The sequence below is a fragment of the Streptomyces sp. Ag109_G2-15 genome, assembly GCF_900215565.1.
Lineage (GTDB): Bacteria > Actinomycetota > Actinomycetes > Streptomycetales > Streptomycetaceae > Streptomyces > Streptomyces diastatochromogenes.
In genome coordinates, this window is record NZ_OCNI01000001.1 from 7,258,097 (window position 1) to 7,278,720 (window position 20,624).

Below are 20,624 nucleotides of genomic sequence, written 5' to 3' on the forward strand. Positions count from 1 at the left end.
GGTGATGCTGGAGTCATACGGCCTGACCGACTCCTCCGGCTCGCCCCTGAAGGACTTAGGACATGCCTGACGCTCCGCACATCGTGAGCGATGTGATGACCCTGCCCGTGGTGGCCGTCGGGCGCGATGCCCGGTTCAAGGAGATCGTGCGGGCCATGGAGCAGCGGCAGGTCAGCGCCGTTCCGGTCGTGGAGGGTGCGGGGCGGGTCGTCGGTGTGGTTTCCGAGGCGGACCTGCTGCCCAAAGAGGAGTTCCGGGACCGCGACCTCACCCGCCCCGAACGGATCCGTCGCCGGTCCGACCTGGCCAAGGCGGAGGCGCTGACTGCCGAGGAACTCATGAGCAGGCCCGCTGTGACAGTCCGCTCCGACGTCACCCTGGCGCAGGCGGCCCGGATCATGGCTGTGAAACACGTCAAACGGCTGCCCGTGGTCGATGACGAGGGCAGGCTGCGGGGCATCGTCAGCCGTGGCGACCTGCTGAAAGTCTTCCTGCGGTCGGACGATGACATTGAGGAGGAAGTCCGTCGCACTGTGGTGGCCTACCTGTTCCCCACGCTCGGTCACGCCATCCACGTGTCCGTGCAGGACGGGGTCGTCACGCTTCGTGGGCCGGTTCAAGACACTTCGCTCATCTGGGTCGCCGAGCGCCTTATTCGTGCCTTGGAGGGGGTGGTGGGCGTCGAGTCCCGGCTTGGCGGCGAGGATGCCGGCACCGGCGGAGCCGAGACCACGCGGTGACTCGCGCACGCGCGGCGCTTGCTTGAAGGTCGCCGAATCCACGAAGGCCAGAACTGAGTAGACGGCCTCCCCCCACCTATAGGAAGAGGCCGCGCGCTGTGCATCGACGGGGCGGCCGCAGCGTCATGGGTCAGGGCCGCGCCTGCTCGTCGGACGGTATGTGCCCACCAGACTCCACTCGCGAGTCGGCGCACCCTGGGGAGGGGTGTCTCTTCGGTGGCCCCTGGTCGTCTACTGATCGGCCGGGGTTATGCGACGGCCCGTGAGGCTCGTGGGCCGGATCGACACCCACATCTCGCGTTCACCGCCCGCCCACGGCGTGGTGTGGGCGTGTTGGGCGAGCCTGCGCACGGCCTCGGGGTCAGTCACGACGCTCGCGCGGCCGGAAGCGGCTGCACGTGAGGTCGATGGTGTCCAGCTCGGCGTGCAGGACCGCTTCCGCCGTGGGCAGGGCCCGCGGTTCGGTCACGAGGAGTACGGCAGTGGTGCCAAGGGCGGGAAAGACGACCTGGGCGGGGGACGGTGCCGGGGTATGTGAGCTCATGACGCCCCCGTCGTGGTGTGGGGCTTCTGCTGCGTCGCGGTGGGCGGCTGCGCCGGGGGCTGCGGTGCCGGTTGCGTAGCAGGAGCCGCACCCTCGTCGTCGTCTCCCGCGGTGGTGGGAGCGGACGCCGCCTGGTTCTGCACGGGTGGGCTCGTCGGCGCTGGCGCGGCTGAACTGCCCGGTACCAGGTGGGTGTAGAGGCTGCCGAGGGCCGCCGCACCGGCCACGGCGGCGACTGCGATCCACCGGGTGAGTCGGCGGGCACGGCGCAGGCCGCGATCGCGTCGTTGCGGGGAATGTGCGGGGGAGAAGGTCTGGTCGAAGTCGTCGGGCGAGGGTGTCATGGCAGCGGCTCCTGGATAGTCGGCGGCCCGGATCGGCTGCGTGCACCTTCAGGCTGTGCCCCGGGCACTCAGGAACTCGCTCACGTCTTCTTCAGAACCGGTAAAGATCTCGGGGCGCCGCGCAACCCGCGTCGCCCATCCGGCCTGTCCGTTCCCGCGCGCCTTCAACAGCTCGATGACTCACGGGAGTTAGCGATCCTGCCACAGCGGCAGGTCGAGTACGACGGTCAGCCCGCCGCCCGGGGTGTCCTCCAGCCCCGCCGTACCGCCGTTGGCGGTGACCAGCCGGTGGACGATGGCCAGCCCCAGACCGGTGCCCCTGGCCTCCGGGTTGCCGAACCGGCGGAACGCGACCGCCTTCGCCTCGGCACTCATCCCGGGACCGTCGTCTCGCACGCGCACCCGAGCCGATCCTCCCAGCGCCAACAGGTCGAGTGTCACCCGACCGCCCTCGGGCACGGCTTCGACGGCATTGGCGATCAAGTTGTCGAGGATCTGCTCCAGGTGGCCCGCTCCCAGCGCGGCGGTCAGGACGGCCCCGTCGGATGCAGTCAGCCGTACACCGCGTTCCTCGCCCACCGGCGACCAGGCGGCCACCCGCTCGGCCACCACCTCGTCGACTCGGACGGCAGTCGGCCGGGGTGTCGCCTGTTCGGCCCGCGCGACTGCCAACAGCCCGTCGACCAGCCTCGACAGCCGGGCGATCTCCTCCTGTGCGGCTGCCAGCTCCTCAGCGGTGTCGCCTTCGGCCCCGGCGGCGAGGACGTCGAGCCGAAGCCGCAGCGCCGCCAGCGGAGTGCGCAGCTGGTGGGACACATCGGCGATTACGGCCCGGTGACCGTGCACCAGGGCCTCCGTACGGGCCGCCATGGTGTTGAAGGTGGCGGCCAGCCGGCGTACCTCCGGCGGTCCGCCGCCGACCTCGGCCCGCTCGTCGAGGGCGCCCTCACCCAGCCGCCGGGCAGCGGCGTCGAGGGTCGACAGGGGGCGGCTCACCCAGCGGGCGAGGCGGCTGGACAGCAGCACGGAGGCGGCGAGCCCGGCCGCACCGATGCCTGCGGACCAGCCCCAGATCGTGGCGACACGGGCGTCGAGCGAGGCTGCGGAACGGGCCAGCACGACCGCGCCAGAGGGTTGGCGGACCTCACCGGCTGGCTCCGCGGTCAGCAGCCGACCCTCGTTCTCCGGCGGCTCCGGTTCGTGTCCGGCCAGCACCAGCTTCACCAGTTCGCTTGCCTCCTCGCCCTGAGCCGCGGTACAGGGGGTACTGGCCACCAGGCGTGCGAAGGCGTCGTACACCGCGGCGCAGTCCCCTGCCCGGGCGGCGGCATCCAGTTCTTGGCGCATGGTGGTGGCCGGCTTGCGGTCGGAGAGGTGCTCCTCCGCCGCTGCGGCGATCACGCGGGTGGCGGCCCGCTGGCTGTCGCGGAAGGCGACGCGCTCGCGGGCCGTGAGCGACACCGCAAGCGGTACCACCGCCAGCAGCAGGAGCACGGAAGTCAGGACCAGGAGCGTCCAGGTGATCCGCCGGGTCACGACGGCTCCCGGACCGCCCCGAGTCGGAACCCGTGCCCGTAGACCGTCTCGATCAGCCCCGGCTGGCCGAGTTTCCGGCGCAGCGACGCGACGTGCACGTCCAGGACTTTCGTGGGGCCGTACCAGTGGGCGTCCCAGGCCCGTTCCAGGATTTGCTGCCGGCTCACCACCCGGCCGGGGTCGGCGGCCAGGCACTCCAGGATGCCGAACTCTTTCGGCGTCAGCGCGACCACGCGGCCGTCGACCGAGACCTGCCGGGTGCGCAGGTCGAGCGCCAGCGGCCCGTGCCGCACGATCTCCGGCTCCGCCGGGCGCCTGCGGCGCAGCACCGCCCGCATCCGCGCCAGCAGCTCGGCCAGCCCGAACGGCTTGACCAGGTAGTCGTCGGCACCCTCGTCCAGGGCCACCACCCGGTCCGCCTCTTCCCCCCGCGCGGTCACCGCGATGATTGCGGCGTCCGACCGGGCCCGTAGCCTCCGGCACACCTCGACACCGTCGATGTCGGGCAGCCCCAGATCGAGCAGCACGACATCGGGACTGGGCGCCGACAGCGCCGCCCGCCCGGTCCGGACACCCTCGACCGCGTAGCCGGCCTGCCGCAGACCGCGCACCAGGGACTCCGCGATGCCGCGGTCGTCCTCCACGACCAGAACCCGAGTCTCTTCTGCCGTGCCCATGGCCTGGGTGTTCATGCCGGCCACCCGCCTCCCGGACGATGCGATCAACTGCTCGTCCCTTCCAGCCTGCGGCTCTGCCCGTCCCGACAGCAGGGGCCGTTCGTCCTCGATCCGCACTGACGGCATTCGCAGGCGTTTCCGGTTTGGCGAGGGTGCTGCCTTGCCTCATGTTTTGTCAGGCTGCTCTCGCATCTGGAGGAAGCGGCCATGCCAGGTGTGGTACCAGACCGCGCCGGTCTGTGAGTTGACCGAGAGCATCCCCGTGATGTGGCCGTCGCGCAGGGTGTGCAGGGTGTAGTACCCAGGGAAGGCTTCAGGCTCAGCGGCGTGCAGTCCGGGACGGTGCTCGCGCAGCCACTGGTCGGCGATCCGCACCGCTCGGTCCGGCCCAAGAACGGGGGCACCGTCGTTCTGGGGGCGGGCCGGCATCATGCCGTAGGACGTGTTCCACATCATCGCCGGGCCGAACTCCAGGTGGACGGTGCCGGAGCCCGGGTCGATGAGGACCTCCGTGGCCCCCTTGCCGCCACGGTCGAGAAGTTCGGCGTAATAGCCGTTGCTGAACTGCATGACTTCGCCGACGTGCAGGTCCCACCGGTCGGCGAAGCGCCCGGCCGCGCCCTCGGCTTCCGCCAGATTGCGGACCGGTCCATCGCGGGAGAGGGCACCCGTCATGGCCCGGGAACCGGGCCGTCCGAAGTCGCTGCCCGCCACCCACACGACTGATGCAATGAGTGCGGCCACGGCGCCGATCAGAACGGTGAGCGGCAGCCAGCGGCCGCGCAGCCGGTTCACCGGGGCCTCGGCCGGTGGGCGGCCAGGTGCTTGCGTGCCTCGTTATAGGCGTCGGCATCGATCTCGCCGGAGGCGAATCGGCGGTCGAGGATCTCTTCCGGCGTCTCTCTGGGGGCCCACCCGTGCTCAGTGCCTCCGCCGCGATCGGCGGGGCGCCGGGTGAGGTGGACCACCGCCCACACCACGAACCCGATCAGCACGATCCACAGCAGCGGCATGAAGGCCATCCAGACCCAGCCGCCGTCCCAGTACATCACCGCAGCTCACCTCCCCAGGAGGCTTCCTGCTTCTCATTGTCCGTGCGCCACGCGACCGGTGCCAGGGCCGTTCGGCCCCGCCGCAGGACCGTCAGGTGACGGGACGGCGAGCGCGTCGGTGCGGCACCACGGCTCCTCGTCCTGCGTGCACCCGGTCGAGCCCCTCGACGCCCATACGCAGTCCCCCTCCCTCAACATGGTCGAGCGCTGCCATCGTCCGTTCAGTGTTGGTGTGGACGTGCCGATGAACGAGGTCACCGGAGCGCACGCGACGAGGTGGCTGCAGGCACCGGGGCAGGGCTGGAGATTGCGCACGACAAGGGGCTCGCGTACGCGCCGCCTTGCTTGCTGAATGTCGCACTCTGTATCGCAGTTAGTACGTAAAGATACCCTTGCGCCGTGCCGGGTGAAGAAGAGCACGTGAAGGGCGCCGAGGCGGTGCAGCGGGTCAAGCGGTGGCTCGAGGGCACCATGCGCGTGTCGCAGTCGTACACCAACATCGATGGCGCGTGGGCGCGGAAGCTCACTCTCCGCTGGCCGTATGGGAACGAGATGCCTTTCTCCTACGACCTCGGCGGGATGATGCGTGGCGGTGAGTGGGATGGCCAGATGTTCTGCGCTGAAGTGAAGTGGCGGAGAAACGCGAGCGACCAGGGCACCGCGTACAAGAGCTTCCTGGCCAAGTGCTACGTGGCGTTGTCTCAGGAGTACATGCTGGGAGACCACTACATGTGGATCAGTTGGGCGCCCTTCCGGGCCAATGACTGGGATCAGCTCACCGCTCCGGAACTGATCCGCGAGGCCGTACTTGCGGAGTCGCTACGGGTTTTCGGCATTGAAGATCCGCAAGCGGCAGCCGAGTCGATCAAGGACGAGCTCGTCGAAGACTTGTCCAAGAGGCTCTGGCTGATCGTGATGTCGGAGAAGCAGGAGAAGTTGGTGCCGCTGGACGACTGGCGGGGAGTTGTCGCCAACTTCTACAACAGCCAGGGGAGGTCGTCATGGTGACGCCGGTGGCGCCGGAGATCAGCAGTGCCCTCGACCATCCCGATCCGCGCCAGGCCGTCGAACGAGTAAAGGATGTAGTCCAGAGGCGCCTTCTGGACGTCTATCCCACCGCCCGGATCGTGCGAACGGACTTCTTCAACCACACTTACGTTCCCGACCTCCTGATGACGTGGACCTCTGGCACCCGCAGGGCCGAGCGCCGCGTCTACCTCCGGGCATCCTCTGATCCAGCCCTCTTGGCATCGGACGTCCAGCTCTTCGAGCGTGAACAGCAACCTCTGGTCGTACCTCTTGCCCATGTCGCCCCGGGACCTTCACGGGCTCGCTTGGAGACCGTCGCGGAAGAGCGTCACACCCTGGTGCTCGATCCTTCAGGTCTTGGAGCGCTGCCTGCCCGCACCCCCACTCGCACGGCGACCGCTCTGGCATCCGACGCGATCGTCGAGGGCGGCCGCGGGATCATGGGAGAGCACCAGGTGGAGCGCTTCCTGCACGCGGTCGGTTCGGGGGTGGAAGCGGCTCGGGAGGGGAGGGCTGACCCCACACGCTTGGCCCTTTCTGAGGTATCCCGGCGCACGGTGCCCGACGTGTCCCGCCGCATGTCTACGTTGATGGCCGCCATGTGGCAGGGCAGCGGCCGCTCGCTGTCCGATTTCCCGGCCGATGTGCCGCACCAGTCGTCCCTCGATGAGACCTCCCTGAGTCTGCTGCTCTCCTCTCCCGAGATCACCGATGAGGCTTTCTGGCGCCGTATCCAACCACTCGTCGATGCCAAGACGTTGTTGCGGACTGACATCACGGACACGCCCAACCTTCAGCGATTGATGCGCAGTGCAGTGCAGGTGTGGAAGGGGCATGTGTGCATGGTGGTCGAGCGGGAGGCTGCGGGCGCTGGGACGCGGTGGCGCTGGCTGGTTGACCACGGGCACCTCGGTCTGCGCGGCCCCGGCTTCGTGGCGTTCCTGGCCGCCAGTAGGAAGGATCTGGACACGCCCGACGATTACGAGGCGCCCCTGCTGGCCGAGGTACGGGACCGAGCCGGACGGTTCGCCATTCCCTTGACCTCGATCCGGATGCTGATGACCAACCGCAGCATCGGCTACGACGCTCCGGGCGAGGACGTCACGCATGACCCGCAACTCGACGGCATCAGTGCTGCGTTGGGGCAAGAGGAGGGGGTAGTCGAGGCGCAGGCGCTCACACCCACCAGGATCCCTCTGCGGTGCAATTTCGTCAGCCGCACCGCCAGCCCACCGGGGGCAAGGGCCCTTGTCCCGTACGCCGAGCTGTTGGGAACGACTCTCCATCTGTTCCTCGACCTGGACGACGACGATGCTCGGCTGCTCGACAACCTGCTCGACTCGGGTGAGCCGGCCCCAGCTCGCTGGGAGCAGGCGGATCTCTTCGAGAGCTGAGGCAGATCGTGTTCGGAACGTGCACTGCGGTCCAGGCCCACGTCTTGTGGCCGGCGCAAAAGGTGACGCTGGCGTCCAAGTGCTTTTCTCACACCCTCTTCACTCGCTCGCAGACCCTCGCGGAAACAATCTCGTCTCCTCCTGACGTTCTCGATCTTCGAACCGGGGGAGGGAAGGTGTCGGGCCTGAAGCTGTTCCATGTGGCTTTGTACACGAGAACGGGAGTCGTTTGTCGACGGCTTCGGGAGTCACCGCGCGGGCCGGTCCCTTGATCAATGTCGATGAGTTTGGGAGTCACCTACGGCCCGGCGGGTGGTTTGCGGGTGTGAGTAGTTGAGGTACAGGAAGTCCTGGCGAGATTGATCTTGGTCGGAACGGCTACGACTCCGCGGTCAGAGCTCGCCGCGGCGTGCGAGCTGCTTCACCGCGTTCTCACGGATGATCTCGTTCTCGGCGTCGCGCAAGCTCTTGAGAGCTTCCCGGGCCTCCGCGCCGGGAATGCCGCCGAGCGCCCAGATCGCCTTCACCGCAAGCGCTTGGCACTCGTCGAACTCCAGGTACTCGGGAACCCAGCGAGTCGCTTCGACCAGCGTCGGCACCGTCTTGGGCGAGCGGAGCTCGCCCAGCGTGGACACGATGTCCTCGTGCTTCCTGTGCCAGTCGGCAGGGAACAGTTCGATCAACGGCTCCAGGAACTTCTCGACCGAGGCGTCGGCGGCGTCCTGGACGATCAACGCCATCTCGACGTCGCCGGCGTCCCGGCGCTCCATGGCGTCCCGGAGCAGCCGGAGCGCCAGGGCCTCACCGTCGGACTCGCCGAAGTGGGCGAGCACCTCGTCGAGCGTGCGCGTCGGCCCCTCACCCGATCCGACCGCCAGGTCCATGACCAGATCCTGCTCCTCAGGCGTCATCGCCTGACCACCTCCCATGCGGTGATGTTCTCGTTGAAGAGCCTGAGCGCGTCACGGCAGCCAGGCCGATGTTCACATGAAACGCCCCAGGTCTTGGGTGAACCCTAGCAAGATCATTCTCGCCGGGATTTCCTGTACTCAATAAGAACCTGCGCGGATTGGTGAGGCGAGGGCGGGGCGTGGGTCCGGGGCGGGTCTTGTTCGCTGGGGCTGCTGGGGGCTTCGTCAGTGACGTTGCGTAATTGTCTACGCAATCGTGCGGTGCGGGTATCAAATTGGAGGGTGGTGTGTCGGCTGGTGCTGGTTGTATGCAGGCATGTCTGATGATCTGAACGTTGACGGAGTCGGAGCTGCGCTTGCAGGTGTGGATGGGCGGTTGGCGTGTCCGGGGTTCCTGGTGAATGCCAGCCCAGAGGAAGTGCTGGGGCTGCTGGATGCTGCCTCGGGCCCGGCTGCGCAGTTGGCGGGGACGATGTACCAGGCGTCGGCTCATCTGCACCGGGACGCCACGGCGGGGGTGCGACGGCAGGTGCTGGCGCTGGACGCGGCCCGGTACGGTGACCGGGAGTTGTCGGCGCGGATCACCGCCGTACCAGTGGAAGGTGAACCCGCCGCACGGTGGGGAGTGGGGTGGGCCACCGGCAGCACGGTGGACGACGGCTTTCGGCAGGAGGCCCTGACCGAAGACACCGACTGGGTGCGGGCGGTGGCGACGGCTGTGGTGGACGGCCGCCCGGTCGCCGTCGCAGCCAGCGGCACCAAGACGGTGCGGGTGTGGGACCTGGACACCGGCGGGAGGGTTGGCGAGCCCGCCACCGGCCAGCATGACAGCGAATCCTCCACCGGCCGCACCGACTGGGTGTGCACGATGGCGACGACGGAGGCGAACGGCCGTTCGTTGGCTGTCACCGGCGGCTGGAAGACGATGCGGGTGTGGGACCTGACCACCGGCGAACAGGTCGGTGAACCCCTTGCCGGCCACAACGGCGGGGTGTGGGCGGTGGCGACGGCCTTGGTCAACGGCCGTCCGATCGCCGTCACCGGCGGCTACGACAGGACGGTGCGGGTGTGGGACCTGACCACGCGCAAGCCGGTCGGTGAGCCCCTCACCGGACACACTGGCCCAGTGCAGGCGGTCGCGACGGCGATAATGAAGAACCGGCCGATCGCTGTCACCGGCGGCGTGGACAGGACGGTGCGGGTGTGGGACCTGACCACACGCCAGCCGGTCGGCGAACCCCTCAAAGGACACGCCGGCGTAATACGGGCGATGGCAACGGCCGTCGTGGAGGGGCGTCCGGTCGCAGTCACCGGCGGTCAACAGTCTCTGCGAGTGACGGACCTGACCACCCGCCAGCAGATCGGCGAACCCCTCACCCGCCACGCTGGCTGGGTGGCGACGGTGGCGGTAGTGGACGGCCGCCCGGTCGCGGTCACTGGTAGCGGTGATGCCACGGTGCGGGTGTGGGACCTGACCTCCGGTCAGCAGATGGGCGAGGAATTGGTGTTCCCCGAACGGGTGAACGCAGTGGCGGTGGCGTCTGACGGTCGGCTGGTGGTGGGGTTCGGCCGGGAGCTGGCGGTGCTGACCCGCTAAGCCCCGGACGACGAGCGCGGGAACGCCCGTGTCCACCAGCCAGCCGGTCAACTGCGCCCGCAAGGGTTCCTTCTCACAGGCCACGTACAGGGTCGTGGTCTAGCCGGCGGTCCGGTCCAGGGCGAACCAGTCCGGCGCGGACCGCAGGAAGGCGCCGGCGTCCGGCCAGGCCGGAGGGACGTGGACCTCGTCGCAAGGGGTCAACGAGGTCGGGGACCGCTCCTCCCAGCGGGCCTGGGCGAGACGGGAGGACCGACACCGAAAGGTCGGCGCGGTGTGCGGGATCAGGCCCTCCCCAACGACGCGCCGCCCGCGCGGCGTGCCGGAGGAAACACCCGCCGGTCTGGTCGTAGCTGGTGACGAGCCGGCGGCGCGTTCAACTATGCGCGGCCACTGGAGTCTGGGCACACACCGGTACATGTACCCATCGGCTCAGCGGCGGGTGCCTCCCAAACTCGTGAACATCGACCTGGCCGCCAACAGGGCGCCTCCCGAGCTCATCGACAAACGACTCCCGTTCTCGCGTACAAAGCCACTTGCCCATAGGCATGCCGCGCTGGTCCCTTTTCGCTTGCGAGGAGCGGGCCCACAGCACACCGCGGACGTCGCGGTCCCTGGGTACCTCGTCCCGGTAGTACAGCCGAGGCCCGCCGGGAGCGGCGAGGTTCATGGCCAACGTGTCGGGCGCGTTCTCCTCACCGTCTCGGAGAGTGATGTAGGGGATCAGGCGCGGCTCGGTAGCGGTGCGCACGGGAGGGTTCTTCTCTCTCAATCGTGATGGGCGGTAAACGGAGGGTGGTACTGCGGCTCCGTCTGCCACGGCTGTTCACATAGGCTGGAGCACGGCGCGTACGGTCTTGCCGCCGCCTGCGCTTTGCAGGAACCAGGTGACTTGGGCGCCTCGGTGGGCGACCTGCCAAAGGCCGCGTCCCCTTTCTCCTCGCACGGCCACGTCGAAGTCGGGGAACGCCGGGTTGAGGTCGGAGACTTCGACGATGAGAGCGCCAGCGTCCGTGATTGCGGCGGAGAGGGAGAGCCGGCGCTTGCCCAGGGGAGTGTCAGCAGGCACGCCGTGCCGTACCCCGTTGTCGACGAGTCGGCTGACGACCTCCACGGCTCGAAGAACGTCGCCGTTCCAGCAGAGGGCGGTGGTTGTGGTCCGAGTCCAGACGCGTGCCGCGAACACGGCGCTCTGGTCGCCAGGAAGTTCAGTGGACCTGCAGGCGATCACCTCGCCGTCGCCTGTTTCCTCCGGCCGGAGGACGGCGGCCCTGGCGGGCCCCGTCTCAGTCTTCATCGCGTGCCCTCCTGGATCGTCACGGCGCTCTACCTCAACTGGCTGGCGGTAGGCGTTCAACGGGTGTCCCTCCTCACGCCGCGTCCTGTGTGAGGAGGCCGCTCGCCTTCGGAGAGTCGATGGCGGACGAGGTCAGCAGGTAGGCGCCGGTGCGCTGCTGCCAGGCGGCCAGGTGTTCGGTCTTTCCCCTGCCGAGCATGACCATCAGCGGTGTGACGATGCCTTTTGCAGTTCCCGCTTCAACGGCGTCGAGGGCGTTGTGCCATCCCGGGCACCCGTCACGCTCCCCCAAGGGATCCGCGCGGTCGACGAACTCGGCGACGATTTCGCAGTTCGCTTCCTTCGCGTAGCGGCGTGCCGCGTCGACCGTGTTGTCTGCCTGGGCACCGAGCGATGCGGGCAGGCAGGCGTACAGCACGAGGGTCGTGCCCGCGGGAACCCTCGGCTGTTCGATCTGTATCGCTCTGCTGGTCATTGCGTGCTACCTCCGCCCGGCGTCGGCTGTCGTGTGGTTGGGACGTGTGGTGGTGCCGGGGACACGGCTGGCTTGGGGGACACGGAAGGTGCACCACGTCGTCGTGCCGCCGTCGCTGACGCCCCACTTCCGCGAGAGGGCAGCCACAAGAAGCAGACCGCGACCCGATTCCTCGTCGGCGTCGGGGATGCGTACTTCGGCGGGGGTCGGGTTGCCGTCCGTGACCTCGATCCGCACTTCAGAGCCGACGTATCGCACGCGGAGCTCAACGTCTCCCTTGCCGTGCTGAATGGCGTTGGTGACCAGTTCGGACACCACGAGCACGATGTCTGTGGCGAGTTGGCCCGGCACACCCCACAGCGGCATGTGCGTTGCGGTGATTTCGCGCATCTGGCTGACGCGGGTCTCCGTCGGGGTGAAAGCCGCCGCGAAGCATCGAGCCGTGCACCGCCCCTTACGCATCGTGGTCATGGACTCACCGTTTCGCGAGTCCGAGCCCTCTGCCAGGGGAAATCAGAGGGGGAAAATCCTGTCAAGGGGGAAACCAACGGGGGAAGTTGGGTCCATGATTGGTTTCCTCCCGAGGACGAGGTCACACTCATGGCAACCGACGAGTTCGCTCAGCTGCTTCTTCGGCTCCGCAAGGACGCCGGGCGGACCCAGGAAGAGCAGGCAGCAGCGATCAACGCGGTCTCAGGCCGGGAGACCATCACCCGGCGGGAGATCAACCGCTATGAGCACGGCGAGAACATTCCGACGAATCACACGCTTGCGTACATCGCGGTGGCCTGTGGCTTATCCCCTCAACACTTGCAGCGGGAGGCCGCAGCCGCCCGCGCCAGGCGTAGGAAGGACGCCCGGCGCGAAGGGGAGGACCAGGACGATATGAAACGCCGCACGCTGCTCGGGGGTGCCGTCGTTGGTGCAGCCGCCGCTGCCGAGCCGTGGGAACGCCTTGCGCATGCCCTCAGCAGGGACAGGAAGATTGACGAGAATGAAGCCGGTGCCCTAGTCGATCGTGCGTGTGACCTTCACGTGCGTGAGGGCCACCTGACCGCAAAGGAGCTGCAGCAGGAGGTCGAGTCACACCTCGATGCGATCACGGCTGCGCTCCCACGAGCCGGTGAGAACGAACGGGCCCTGACCATCGCCGGGGGAGAAACCGCTGCCTTGGCCGGATGGGTCGCGTGGGACTTGGGGGATCACCCGCGGGCGCACGCCTACTACGAGGTCACCATGGAGTGCGCGAAGGCGGCTGGTCACCCGCCCCTGCGGGCCTTGGCTCTGACCTATGCAAGCTACGGGTCAGCTACCCCGGACAAAGCTGCGGAGCTCTTGACCCAGGCTGCCAAGGATGTGCGAGGTCCGGGCAACGCGGCGGCCGCCGCCTGGATATACGGCAGGCTCGCGGAAGAGGCTGCGAGTGCCGGCGACGGCACAAACGCTCTGCGTGCCCTGGATCGCGCCCGCTTCGCGTACGAATTCGCGGATCACACCGCCGAGCAGGCCTGGGTACGCTTCGTGACCCCCTACCGAATGGACTCCCTGGCACTGTCGGTGTACGGGCAACTCGGGCGACAGGAACTGGCCGAAACCGCGGAGCATGCGGTGGACAGGCTGGGCAGGGAACTACCGGAGTCGGGCGTGGTGGTGCTGGGCGACTTGGCGACTGCGCTGTTGCGGGGTGGAGACATCGACCAGGGCCTCTACGTGTCGCGCCAGTTCGCTGCCGCCGCCGAGGCCCGTCCCAACACCATGGGGCGAGCCCGCGCACAGGCCGTCGCCACGCAGCTCCCGGCCAGTGAACGCGAACTCGCCCAGTACCTTCAGCAGTTCGCAGCGTGAGGGGTCACTCGGCGGTCTGCGGCGAGGACTCCTCGACCACCCACTTCAGGTAAGCCTCGGAGCCCCCGGTCACGGGAAGGGTGATCCATTCCGGAACCTCGTAGCTGTGCTGCTTGGCTACCCAGGCCTCCAGCTCTGGCAGCCGGTCGGTGGTTGTCTTGTACGAAATCCGCCACTCCTGAGCGGTCTCAATGGCGTTCTTCCACCGGTAGACCGCGGTGAACGGCTGGTCGATGTGGGCGCAGGCGGCCAGCCGATTCTCGACCGCGCCACGAGCGAGTGCCTTCGCCTGCTCCTCATCGTCGATGGTTGTCTGTGCAATCACGATCTCGCTGGCCATAGAACTGCCCTCTCAGGTCGGTGTATCACGACAGTACCCACTGGCCCAGGGCTTCTTGAAACGCGATGCGGCCTGCGGCTCTCAGGCCGGCTGGCAGATTCTGGATCCACAGGACTGCCCTACTTGATCGGGTGAGTGTCAAACCAGTAGTACAGGTCGTGCGCCGAGCCGAAGACATCGGGCCGGTTGGTGACCATCTGGTCCATCTCCCAGTAGCTGTCGGGCCACTTTGTGACGAGCATGGCCAGCCCGCCGGAGCGAGCGCCCGGTCGATCTCCGTGACCACCGTCTACGGGAGCCGCGAGTGGTACAGGCAGAACGCGGCGACCACGACGTCGCACGACCTGGCAGGCTCGGGAGCTGGGGGAAGTCGCCCTCAAGGAAGCTCACCGGGAGGCCGGGCAGCCGCTTACTGCTCATGCCGCACGCTCCGCTCGAGGGCGCGCAGTGCTCAGCGGTGCTCGGCGGCTACATTTCGCAGCCAGCGGCGCGTCTGTCGCCGGTTGGGCAGCAGCACCACGTCGGCATGGTCCGAGGCGAACTGCTGGATCTTGGCCATGACGCGCGGGCGCATCTTGTGGCGGTACGTCGCGACGTACTTGATCACGGCCCAGTGGATGCGGTTGTGCAGTCCGTTGCCCTTGTGCCCTGCTCCGTGCCGGATCTGTCGGGAGAAGATCCCGTACAACGCGGCCACGGTCGAGACGTCCATCAGGACCACTGTGTCGCAGGCTTCGAGCCGGATCTGCAGGGTCGAGTTGTAGTTCCCGTCGATTACCCACTTCGGCTGTGCGACCAGGTCCCGCTGCAGGGCGGCGAACTTCTCCATGGGCAGCGCGTTCCACGCGTCGTCGTAGAACGTGGCGTCCAGGTGCGTGACCGGGGCGTCGAGGATCCTGCCCAGCTGGCGTGCCAGGTAGGACTTGCCGCTGCCTCCGCAGCCGACGATGGCGACCTTCTTCATGGTGCTCCAGCGTAGAGGCGCTCGGGTGCCCTGTCGGACCGGTAGCCGGACACGTTCGGATGATCCAGACGCCGTGGCCTGGATGGTCAGCTGCGTCACGCCGCTCCCCGCTCCTCTGCGGCGGGGACGGTGGCTGTGTCCAGAACCGCTTCCAGCGCGTCGACCTGCCGGCTCAGACGGAACGGGTCCAGGTGGTCCAGGCAGGCTGCGATCAGGTCCGCGTGGTGCGGGGTGCCGGCGATCCGCTGGAGGTGGGGTCAGTCGCTCGATCGCCTCGCTGCCGGAGCTGACGATCAGTTCCTTGGGCACGAAGCGGTCGGCGCGCAGGATGTCGGCAGGGGTGAGCGGCAGGCAGCCGGCGAGCAGGGCCTCGAAGATCCGCTGCGTCATTTCCCCGACGGCGGCGTACCGCTCCGGCAGCATGAGCACGGTCGCCAGGGACCTGCCGTACACGGCGTGGACTGCTTCGAAGGGGAGCCTGCCGAGGAACCGAACATGCAGCCACTGGCCGCGGGAAATCCCCCGGCGGGTCGCTCAGCTGTACCTCTCCCTTGCCGTGGATACCGAGATGGTTGGCGAACTTGAGACAGCAGCACGCCAGTACGAAGATTTTGCTGCAAACGACCGACTGTCCCCTCGTGACCGTGCCCGTGGCCGTCTGTGGGTGGGCACCGCCCTGAGCAAGGACGGCAATCAGGACTACGCAGTCAGCGCGATGGAAACGGCGGTTCTTGCCTTCGAGGACCTCTCCGAACTGGAGGCCTGGTCGGTCGGTCAGCAGAAGCTGGCACTCGCGCACCGGGGTAACAGGAATCTCGACGCCGCCCTGCGCCTCATCGACCTTGCCCGCAGTGCGGGCATCACGCACTTCGGGGGCAGGCGCAAAGTCATGTGAGCCCCCAGGACTTAGACAAAGTCACCGACACACCCACGTGATGCTCTCGGGGTGTGGGACTTGCCTTGTGACGGGCTGGGGTCACCCGCGGCCATGAGTCTGGCAACAGGCGCCAGCCGACGTCGGCGGAGGCGGGAATATAGCCGACGATCGCCGGTTTGGAAAATCGGCACTTGCCCGGATGCTTTGTATGCCTGTTGAACGCTCGCGGTTCGCAGGGTCGGTGCACGCATCTGAAACAGGAAGAGCAGTGATGTACGAAGGGCAGACAGGGCCCCGGATCCGAGGAGATCAAACTTGGCAGGAGAGGGCCGCGTGCGCCCGGGCCCTTGAGGTAGTGAGGGATCCTGATCTCTTCTTCCCCGCAGCGCTTGCGGATGATCGGCGCGTGGCTCTGGCGAAAAGGATTTGCTTCTCTTGTCAGGTGAGGGCGACGTGCCTCGAAACCGCTCTGGAGTGTGGTGATGCACACGGTGTACGAGGCGGTATGACGGCGGAGGAGCGCAAGACCGCCAGGACCCGTTTTGAACTCCGATGTGATCCTGACCGCATCATGGTTGCGCTGTCCGGAAGGGACGTGCATCTCACCAGGCTAGAGAGGCAGGAGCTTGTCCGGCTCGCGGCAAGGTCGGGAACGCCAACTCCCCGGGTCGCTGAGGTCCTCAAGGTTTCCGAGGCGCATGTGAAGAAGCTGTACCGGCGAGAACACCACAGGGATGCGGGGGATTTCCCTGGAGTACAGGGCGAGACGCGGGCCGCTGGTGCCCAGACCTCGGCATGAGCGGTAATCAGCCGGTTCGCGGCGACGGACTCGGCCAACGGTATCTGAAGGTCGATGAAGCAGCGGCGTATCTCGGTTTGAGCCGGCGCTGGATGTATCGGGAGTCTCAGCGTTACGGGCTGCCGCGGTACTACTTCGGTGGAAAGCTCCGCTTCAAAGTCGCCGATCTGGACAACTGGGCACGGCAGCAGAAGGTTTCCTGATGGGGGCCGGGAATCTTCCCGGCCCCCATCGGCTTACAAGCCCTCGTTCAGGAGCTTTGCGGCGCGCCCGATCGATGCAGGCATGAGGTGCCGATAGATCCGGAATGTCACGTTGATGTCCCTGTGTCCCATCCACTCCGCAACGTCGGTGATGGGTATCCCGTTGGCCAGGCAGTTGGATGCGAAGAAGTGACGCATGGAGTAAGGCGTCAGCTTTCTTGTGATTCCCGCCTTCTTCTTGGCCGAACCCCACTGGGAGGCCAGCGTCGTGTGCCCCCAGTGTGTCGAGCGTGGAGTTCGCAGGAGGTATCCACTGGTGTCGGCGCCGTGTTCTTTCACGAACCGGAGGAGGGATTCACGGACGGTCCAGGGCATGGGCGTCTCGCGGAACTCCCCGGGCTTGCGGTGCTTCAGACGGGCGCGCTGTCGTGCGTGCCCTTCGATTTGTTCCGTGATGCGGTAGACGTCGTCGGCCACCATCCGCTCCAAGTTGGCGGCATACGCTTCTCCGTTCCGGAGGCCACAGCCAGACATGAGGTCGATGACGATGCGCAGCTCATCGCTCCCGGCTGCCTTGAGGGCGTGGATCTCGGCCGGCGTTGGAATCGTGATCTTCTGGGGGATGTACGCCGGCGGGACGACGCCGTCGAAGGGGTCCGCGGCCAGGCCGCCCCTCCGGCGTGCGTCGAGGAGGATCTTCTTGAGGGTGTCGAACGCGTTCTGCTGTGCGGCCAGTCCGACGGAACGTTCCTCCATCGACATGATGAAGTCTTCGATCACGGTCGACGTGAACGTGTTCATCCGACGTGATTCCAGGACCGGAAGAACCTGGCGGTTGAGGACCTGGTTGGCTGAGCGGACACTACTGGGCGCGTAATGGCGTTGCCGGGTGAGCCAGGTCGCGGCGTAGTCCCCGAAGCGCTGCTTACCGATCTCGCGCTTGAGGTCGGCTTGGGCGCGCGGAGTGTTCCGCTTCTCCTCGTACACCTTGGTCAGCCGGTCGAGTGCCAACTGCTGTGTCGCGTAGCCCGTCTCCTCCCGCTGGCGCCCGGTGGCGTCGCGGTAGCGAATGGCGTACGGGTGGGAGCATCGGTTCTGCCGAACGCAGGCGCAGCTCTTGAAGAAGCTGCCCATCCCGCGTATGAGCTGGGTCGCCAACGTGCACGTCTCCTGACTCATGCTGGGAGGTTGCTGACCAAGGGGCCCTCAGCATGGCCGTGACCTGCGGCCGCGCCAAACTACGCCACGTTGTCGTACATCTTGCGGCGCTCCGCCCGCCACGGGACCTCGGCCGCCAGCTGTTCGAACAAGGCGTCGGCGCCGCTCAGCCAGCCCGGCAGCACGTCGATCCAGGCGCCCCGGCCCAGCTCGGTCCGGCGCAGCCCGTCGAGGGAGCCGAGCCGCAGCTCGTCGGTCTGGTCGAACAGGGAGCCCTGCAGATGCGTGGACATGGCTCCAGCGTACCCCTGAATCGAAAATACGTTCCCATGGTGGAGAGTCTTTCGATACATCGGTGTATCGGATACATTCCTGTATCGAACGGAGGTCGACGGAGGTCTCGGAGATGGCGGCGCAGGACACGGCCCGGCGGGTCACCAAGCGGCGGGCGCAGACGCGGGCCAACCTGCTCGACGCCGCCTTCGCGGTGTTCGCCGCCAAGGGCTTCGGCCGCGTCTCCATCGAGGAGGTCTGCGAGGCCGCCGGCTACAGCCGGGGCGCCTTCTACTCCAACTTCGCCACCCTGGACGAGCTGTTCTTCGCCCTCTACCGGGAACGCGCCGACCTCATCGCCGCCCAGGTGGCCGACGCCCTCGCCCAGGACGGGCCGGACCTCGACGTGCACGCCTCCGTGGACCGGGTCACCGAGGTGCTGCTCCTCGACGTGGACTGGCTGCTGGTGAAGACCGACTTCCTGGTGCACGCGGCCCGCGACCCGGCTGTTGCCGAGGCCCTCCTCGACCACCGCACCCGGCTTCGCGAGGCCGTCGCCGACCGGCTCGCCCGGGCCCGCGGCCACACCGAACTGCCCGCCGTGCTCGGCGATGTCGAGGGCGCCGCCCGCGCGGTGGTCGCGGCCTACGACGGCGTCACCACCCAGCTGCTGCTGGACAAGGACATCGACGCGGCCCGCACCTGGCTCAAGCAACTGCTCACCGCCCTGCTGACCGACGGCAGCGGCACCCCCGTATGAGCCGTAGACGGAAGTACCGGAACTAACCGAAGCAACCGAAGCAGACGCAAGCGGAAGGAAGGAACGGACGCCATGGACGCGGACGTCATCGTCGTCGGAGCGGGCCTCGCCGGCCTGGTCGCGGCGCACGAACTCACCAGCCGGGGCCGGCGCGTCGCCCTGGTCGACCAGGAGAACGCCGCCAACCTCGGCGGCCAGGCGTTCTGGTCCTTCGGCGGGCTCTTCCTCGTCGACTCGCCCGAGCAGCGGCGCCTCGGCATCAAGGACTCCTTCGACCTCGCCTGGAACGACTGGCGGGGCAGCGCGCAGTTCGACCGCCTTGAGGACGAGGACTCCTGGGCGGTGCGCTGGGCCCGCGCCTACGTCGAGTTCGCGGCCGGCGAGAAGCGGTCCTGGCTGGAGGGGCACGGCATCACGCTGCTGCCGACCGTCGGCTGGGCCGAGCGCGGCGACCTGCGCGCCGACGGGCACGGCAACTCCGTACCCCGCTTCCACATCGCCTGGGGCACCGGCACCGGCGTGGTCGAACCCTTCGTCCGGTACGCCCGGCAGGCCGCCCGCGACGGGCTGCTCACCTTCTACCACCGCCACCAGGTCGACGAACTCGTCCTCCAGGACGGCACGGCCCGCGGGGTGCGCGGCACGGTCCTGGCCGACGACGACTCGCCGCGCGGTGTGGCCTCCAGCCGCGAGCGCGTCGGCGACTTCGAACTCACCGCCCAGGCCGTGATCGTCACCACCGGCGGCATCGGCGCCAACCACGACATCGTCCGCCGCTACTGGCCCGAACGGCTCGGCACGCCCCCCGCCGAGATGGTCACCGGCGTCCCCGCCTACGTCGACGGCCGCATGCTCGACATCAGCGCCGAGGCAGGCGTGCGCCTGGTCAACCGGGACCGCATGTGGCACTACACCGAGGGCCTGCAGAACTGGAACCCCATCTGGCCCGGCCACGGCATCCGCATCCTGCCCGGGCCCTCCTCCATCTGGCTCGACGCCCTGGGCCGCCGCCTGCCCGACCCCTGCCTGCCCGGCTACGACACCCTCAACACCCTCAAGCACCTGCGCACCACCGAGGACATCGCCGGGTACGACCACTCCTGGTTCGTCCTCACCCGGAAGATCATCGAGAAGGAGTTCGCGCTCTCCGGCTCCGAGCAGAACCCCGACATCACCGCCAAGGACCGCAAGGCCGTGCTGCGGGACCGACTGCTCGGCAAGGGAGCCCCGGCACCCGTCCAGGCCTTCCTCGACAAGGGCGCGGACTTCGTCACCGCGAACACCCTGGAGCAGCTGGTCGAGAAGATGAACGGCCTCACCGACAAGCCCCTGCTGGACGCGGCCGAGGTGCGCCGCCAGATCGAGGCCCGCGACCTGCAGATCGCCAACCCCTACAGCAAGGACTCCCAGGTCCAGGGCATCCGCAACGCCCGCCGCTACATCGGCGACCGCCTCGGCCGGGTGGCCACCCCGCACCGCGTCCTCGACCCGGCCGCGGGCCCCCTCATCGGCGTCCGGCTGCACGTCCTCACCCGCAAGACCCTCGGCGGCATCCAGACCGACCTCGACTCCCGCGCCCTCGGCCCCGACGGCACGCCCGTCGGCGGCCTGTACGCGGCCGGCGAGGTGGCCGGCTTCGGCGGCGGAGGCGTCCACGGCTACAACGCCCTGGAGGGCACCTTCCTCGGCGGCTGCCTCTTCTCGGGCCGCGCGGCTGGGCGGGCGGCGGCGAAGCAGACGGGGTGAACGCGACGGGGATCAGCCACGACCTGAGTGTGGATCAGCCATCCCCGGGTGACGGTTCGGCGA

The 20,624-nt window shown here is 68.0% G+C and carries 23 protein-coding genes and 3 pseudogenes; 10 read left to right on the forward strand and 16 right to left on the reverse strand.

Annotated elements, in window-relative coordinates:
- Positions 1 to 62 precede the first annotated feature (62 nt).
- Positions 63 to 740, forward strand: coding sequence for a CBS domain-containing protein (locus CRP49_RS32620; protein WP_179851822.1), 678 nt, complete (start codon positions 63 to 65; stop codon positions 738 to 740).
- A gap of 231 nt (positions 741 to 971) precedes the next feature.
- Here CRP49_RS32620 and CRP49_RS49235 read toward each other — a convergent pair.
- From CRP49_RS49235 to CRP49_RS32655, 7 genes and pseudogenes are all read right to left on the reverse strand, one after another.
- Positions 972 to 1,130, reverse strand: a pseudogene (locus CRP49_RS49235) (DNA-binding protein); the annotation flags it as partial.
- Complete coding sequence (locus CRP49_RS32630; RefSeq protein ID WP_097256575.1) at positions 1,102 to 1,284, reverse strand: hypothetical protein; 183 nt, start codon at positions 1,282 to 1,284, stop codon at positions 1,102 to 1,104. The pseudogene CRP49_RS49235 and the gene CRP49_RS32630, both read right to left, overlap by 29 nt.
- Positions 1,281 to 1,628 carry a hypothetical protein gene (locus CRP49_RS32635; protein ID WP_097256576.1) on the reverse strand — a complete coding sequence of 116 codons (348 nt, stop codon included), beginning with the start codon at positions 1,626 to 1,628 and terminating at the stop codon, positions 1,281 to 1,283. The genes CRP49_RS32630 and CRP49_RS32635 overlap by 4 nt, the downstream gene beginning before the upstream one ends.
- A 189-nt stretch (positions 1,629 to 1,817) precedes the next feature.
- Positions 1,818 to 3,164, reverse strand: a complete 1,347-nt coding sequence (locus tag CRP49_RS32640) for a HAMP domain-containing sensor histidine kinase (RefSeq protein ID WP_097256577.1) — start codon at positions 3,162 to 3,164, stop codon at positions 1,818 to 1,820.
- A complete protein-coding gene (locus tag CRP49_RS32645) occupies positions 3,161 to 3,856 on the reverse strand; it encodes a response regulator transcription factor (protein WP_097257662.1) in 696 nt (231 codons plus the stop codon). The genes CRP49_RS32640 and CRP49_RS32645 overlap by 4 nt, the downstream gene beginning before the upstream one ends.
- Before the next feature lie 150 nt (positions 3,857 to 4,006).
- Complete coding sequence (locus CRP49_RS32650; protein ID WP_097256578.1) at positions 4,007 to 4,636, reverse strand: hypothetical protein; 630 nt, start codon at positions 4,634 to 4,636, stop codon at positions 4,007 to 4,009.
- Positions 4,633 to 4,890, reverse strand: coding sequence for an SHOCT domain-containing protein (locus CRP49_RS32655; RefSeq protein ID WP_097256579.1), 258 nt, complete (start codon positions 4,888 to 4,890; stop codon positions 4,633 to 4,635). The genes CRP49_RS32650 and CRP49_RS32655 overlap by 4 nt, the downstream gene beginning before the upstream one ends.
- 402 nt (positions 4,891 to 5,292) lie before the next feature.
- Between CRP49_RS32655 and CRP49_RS32660 the strand changes: the two genes are divergently transcribed.
- Together CRP49_RS32660 and CRP49_RS32665 are read left to right on the forward strand one after the other, a co-directional pair.
- Positions 5,293 to 5,901 (forward strand): hypothetical protein, encoded by a 609-nt coding sequence (locus tag CRP49_RS32660; protein WP_143670040.1) that lies wholly within the window; start codon positions 5,293 to 5,295, stop codon positions 5,899 to 5,901.
- The gene (locus CRP49_RS32665) at positions 5,895 to 7,316 is read left to right on the forward strand and encodes a hypothetical protein (RefSeq protein ID WP_097256581.1); all 1,422 of its coding nucleotides are present in this window, start codon (positions 5,895 to 5,897) and stop codon (positions 7,314 to 7,316) included. The genes CRP49_RS32660 and CRP49_RS32665 overlap by 7 nt, the downstream gene beginning before the upstream one ends.
- 392 nt (positions 7,317 to 7,708) lie before the next feature.
- Here the strand turns inward: CRP49_RS32665 and CRP49_RS32670 are convergent, their stop codons facing one another.
- On the reverse strand, positions 7,709 to 8,227 hold the full coding sequence (locus tag CRP49_RS32670; protein WP_097256582.1) for a HEAT repeat domain-containing protein: 519 nt from the start codon (positions 8,225 to 8,227) through the stop codon (positions 7,709 to 7,711).
- A 316-nt stretch (positions 8,228 to 8,543) separates the two neighbouring features.
- Here CRP49_RS32670 and CRP49_RS32675 point away from each other — a divergent pair, with 316 nt between their 5' ends.
- Complete coding sequence (locus CRP49_RS32675; RefSeq protein WP_143670041.1) at positions 8,544 to 9,824, forward strand: WD40 repeat domain-containing protein; 1,281 nt, start codon at positions 8,544 to 8,546, stop codon at positions 9,822 to 9,824.
- 826 nt (positions 9,825 to 10,650) lie between these two features.
- On the opposite strand, the gene CRP49_RS32680 is transcribed toward CRP49_RS32675, so the two are convergent.
- From CRP49_RS32680 to CRP49_RS32690, 3 genes are read right to left on the reverse strand one after another with little or no spacing between them, the layout of a single operon-like run.
- A complete protein-coding gene (locus CRP49_RS32680; RefSeq protein WP_143670042.1) occupies positions 10,651 to 11,181 on the reverse strand; it encodes an ATP-binding protein in 531 nt (176 codons plus the stop codon).
- A 13-nt stretch (positions 11,182 to 11,194) separates the two neighbouring features.
- On the reverse strand, positions 11,195 to 11,596 hold the full coding sequence (locus CRP49_RS48170) for a hypothetical protein (protein ID WP_257033563.1): 402 nt from the start codon (positions 11,594 to 11,596) through the stop codon (positions 11,195 to 11,197).
- 6 nt (positions 11,597 to 11,602) lie between these two features.
- Positions 11,603 to 12,067, reverse strand: coding sequence for an ATP-binding protein (locus CRP49_RS32690; protein ID WP_097256585.1), 465 nt, complete (start codon positions 12,065 to 12,067; stop codon positions 11,603 to 11,605).
- A 129-nt stretch (positions 12,068 to 12,196) separates the two neighbouring features.
- Here CRP49_RS32690 and CRP49_RS32695 point away from each other — a divergent pair, with 129 nt between their 5' ends.
- Entirely contained in the window at positions 12,197 to 13,441 is a 1,245-nt protein-coding gene (locus tag CRP49_RS32695) for a helix-turn-helix domain-containing protein (protein ID WP_097256586.1), read from the forward strand.
- 4 nt (positions 13,442 to 13,445) lie between these two features.
- Here CRP49_RS32695 and cutA read toward each other — a convergent pair whose 3' ends face one another.
- The 3 genes from cutA to CRP49_RS32705 form a co-directional block, all read right to left on the reverse strand.
- On the reverse strand, positions 13,446 to 13,781 hold the full coding sequence (cutA, locus tag CRP49_RS32700) for a divalent-cation tolerance protein CutA (protein ID WP_097256587.1): 336 nt from the start codon (positions 13,779 to 13,781) through the stop codon (positions 13,446 to 13,448).
- Between the two features lie 119 nt (positions 13,782 to 13,900).
- Positions 13,901 to 14,023, reverse strand: a complete 123-nt coding sequence (locus CRP49_RS48175) for a hypothetical protein (RefSeq protein WP_257033564.1) — start codon at positions 14,021 to 14,023, stop codon at positions 13,901 to 13,903.
- 209 nt (positions 14,024 to 14,232) lie between these two features.
- A complete protein-coding gene (locus CRP49_RS32705; protein ID WP_097256588.1) occupies positions 14,233 to 14,745 on the reverse strand; it encodes a topology modulation protein in 513 nt (170 codons plus the stop codon).
- Positions 14,746 to 15,259: 514 nt separating this feature from the next.
- Between CRP49_RS32705 and CRP49_RS32715 the strand changes: the two are divergent.
- The 3 genes and pseudogenes from CRP49_RS32715 to CRP49_RS32725 all read left to right on the forward strand — a co-directional run.
- Positions 15,260 to 15,607: pseudogene (locus CRP49_RS32715) on the forward strand (hypothetical protein); the annotation flags it as partial.
- Between the two features lie 286 nt (positions 15,608 to 15,893).
- Positions 15,894 to 16,421: a WhiB family transcriptional regulator gene (locus CRP49_RS32720; RefSeq protein WP_179851824.1), complete on the forward strand. Its 528-nt coding sequence runs from the start codon at positions 15,894 to 15,896 to the stop codon at positions 16,419 to 16,421.
- Complete coding sequence (locus CRP49_RS32725) at positions 16,418 to 16,624, forward strand: helix-turn-helix domain-containing protein (RefSeq protein WP_097256591.1); 207 nt, start codon at positions 16,418 to 16,420, stop codon at positions 16,622 to 16,624. The genes CRP49_RS32720 and CRP49_RS32725 overlap by 4 nt, the downstream gene beginning before the upstream one ends.
- A 33-nt stretch (positions 16,625 to 16,657) precedes the next feature.
- On the opposite strand, the gene CRP49_RS32730 is transcribed toward CRP49_RS32725, so the two are convergent.
- Together CRP49_RS32730 and CRP49_RS32735 are read right to left on the reverse strand one after the other, a co-directional pair.
- Complete coding sequence (locus CRP49_RS32730) at positions 16,658 to 17,803, reverse strand: site-specific integrase (RefSeq protein WP_257033565.1); 1,146 nt, start codon at positions 17,801 to 17,803, stop codon at positions 16,658 to 16,660.
- A gap of 65 nt (positions 17,804 to 17,868) precedes the next feature.
- Positions 17,869 to 18,075: pseudogene (locus CRP49_RS32735) on the reverse strand (alpha-ketoglutarate-dependent dioxygenase AlkB); the annotation flags it as partial.
- A 113-nt stretch (positions 18,076 to 18,188) separates the two neighbouring features.
- On the opposite strand from CRP49_RS32735, the gene CRP49_RS32740 reads away from it, so the two are divergent.
- Positions 18,189 to 18,815, forward strand: coding sequence for a TetR/AcrR family transcriptional regulator (locus CRP49_RS32740; RefSeq protein ID WP_097256592.1), 627 nt, complete (start codon positions 18,189 to 18,191; stop codon positions 18,813 to 18,815).
- 72 nt (positions 18,816 to 18,887) lie between these two features.
- Positions 18,888 to 20,561: an FAD-binding dehydrogenase gene (locus CRP49_RS32745; protein ID WP_097256593.1), complete on the forward strand. Its 1,674-nt coding sequence runs from the start codon at positions 18,888 to 18,890 to the stop codon at positions 20,559 to 20,561.
- Positions 20,562 to 20,624 lie beyond the last annotated feature (63 nt).

Coding starts and splice junctions, on each gene's coding strand:
- CRP49_RS32620 (WP_179851822.1), top strand. CDS start 63: ATGCCTGACGCTCCGCACATCGTGAGCGATGTGATGACCCTGCCCGTG.
- CRP49_RS32630 (WP_097256575.1), bottom strand. CDS start 1,284: ATGAGCTCACATACCCCGGCACCGTCCCCCGCCCAGGTCGTCTTTCCC.
- CRP49_RS32635 (WP_097256576.1), bottom strand. CDS start 1,628: ATGACACCCTCGCCCGACGACTTCGACCAGACCTTCTCCCCCGCACAT.
- CRP49_RS32645 (WP_097257662.1), bottom strand. CDS start 3,856: ATGAACACCCAGGCCATGGGCACGGCAGAAGAGACTCGGGTTCTGGTC.
- CRP49_RS32655 (WP_097256579.1), bottom strand. CDS start 4,890: ATGTACTGGGACGGCGGCTGGGTCTGGATGGCCTTCATGCCGCTGCTG.
- CRP49_RS32665 (WP_097256581.1), top strand. CDS start 5,895: ATGGTGACGCCGGTGGCGCCGGAGATCAGCAGTGCCCTCGACCATCCC.
- CRP49_RS32670 (WP_097256582.1), bottom strand. CDS start 8,227: ATGACGCCTGAGGAGCAGGATCTGGTCATGGACCTGGCGGTCGGATCG.
- CRP49_RS32675 (WP_143670041.1), top strand. CDS start 8,544: ATGTCTGATGATCTGAACGTTGACGGAGTCGGAGCTGCGCTTGCAGGT.
- CRP49_RS48170 (WP_257033563.1), bottom strand. CDS start 11,596: ATGACCAGCAGAGCGATACAGATCGAACAGCCGAGGGTTCCCGCGGGC.
- CRP49_RS32690 (WP_097256585.1), bottom strand. CDS start 12,067: ATGACCACGATGCGTAAGGGGCGGTGCACGGCTCGATGCTTCGCGGCG.
- CRP49_RS32695 (WP_097256586.1), top strand. CDS start 12,197: ATGGCAACCGACGAGTTCGCTCAGCTGCTTCTTCGGCTCCGCAAGGAC.
- cutA (WP_097256587.1), bottom strand. CDS start 13,781: ATGGCCAGCGAGATCGTGATTGCACAGACAACCATCGACGATGAGGAG.
- CRP49_RS48175 (WP_257033564.1), bottom strand. CDS start 14,023: ATGCTCGTCACAAAGTGGCCCGACAGCTACTGGGAGATGGACCAGATG.
- CRP49_RS32705 (WP_097256588.1), bottom strand. CDS start 14,745: ATGAAGAAGGTCGCCATCGTCGGCTGCGGAGGCAGCGGCAAGTCCTAC.
- CRP49_RS32720 (WP_179851824.1), top strand. CDS start 15,894: ATGTACGAAGGGCAGACAGGGCCCCGGATCCGAGGAGATCAAACTTGG.
- CRP49_RS32725 (WP_097256591.1), top strand. CDS start 16,418: ATGAGCGGTAATCAGCCGGTTCGCGGCGACGGACTCGGCCAACGGTAT.
- CRP49_RS32730 (WP_257033565.1), bottom strand. CDS start 17,803: ATGAGTCAGGAGACGTGCACGTTGGCGACCCAGCTCATACGCGGGATG.
- CRP49_RS32740 (WP_097256592.1), top strand. CDS start 18,189: ATGGCGGCGCAGGACACGGCCCGGCGGGTCACCAAGCGGCGGGCGCAG.
- CRP49_RS32745 (WP_097256593.1), top strand. CDS start 18,888: ATGGACGCGGACGTCATCGTCGTCGGAGCGGGCCTCGCCGGCCTGGTC.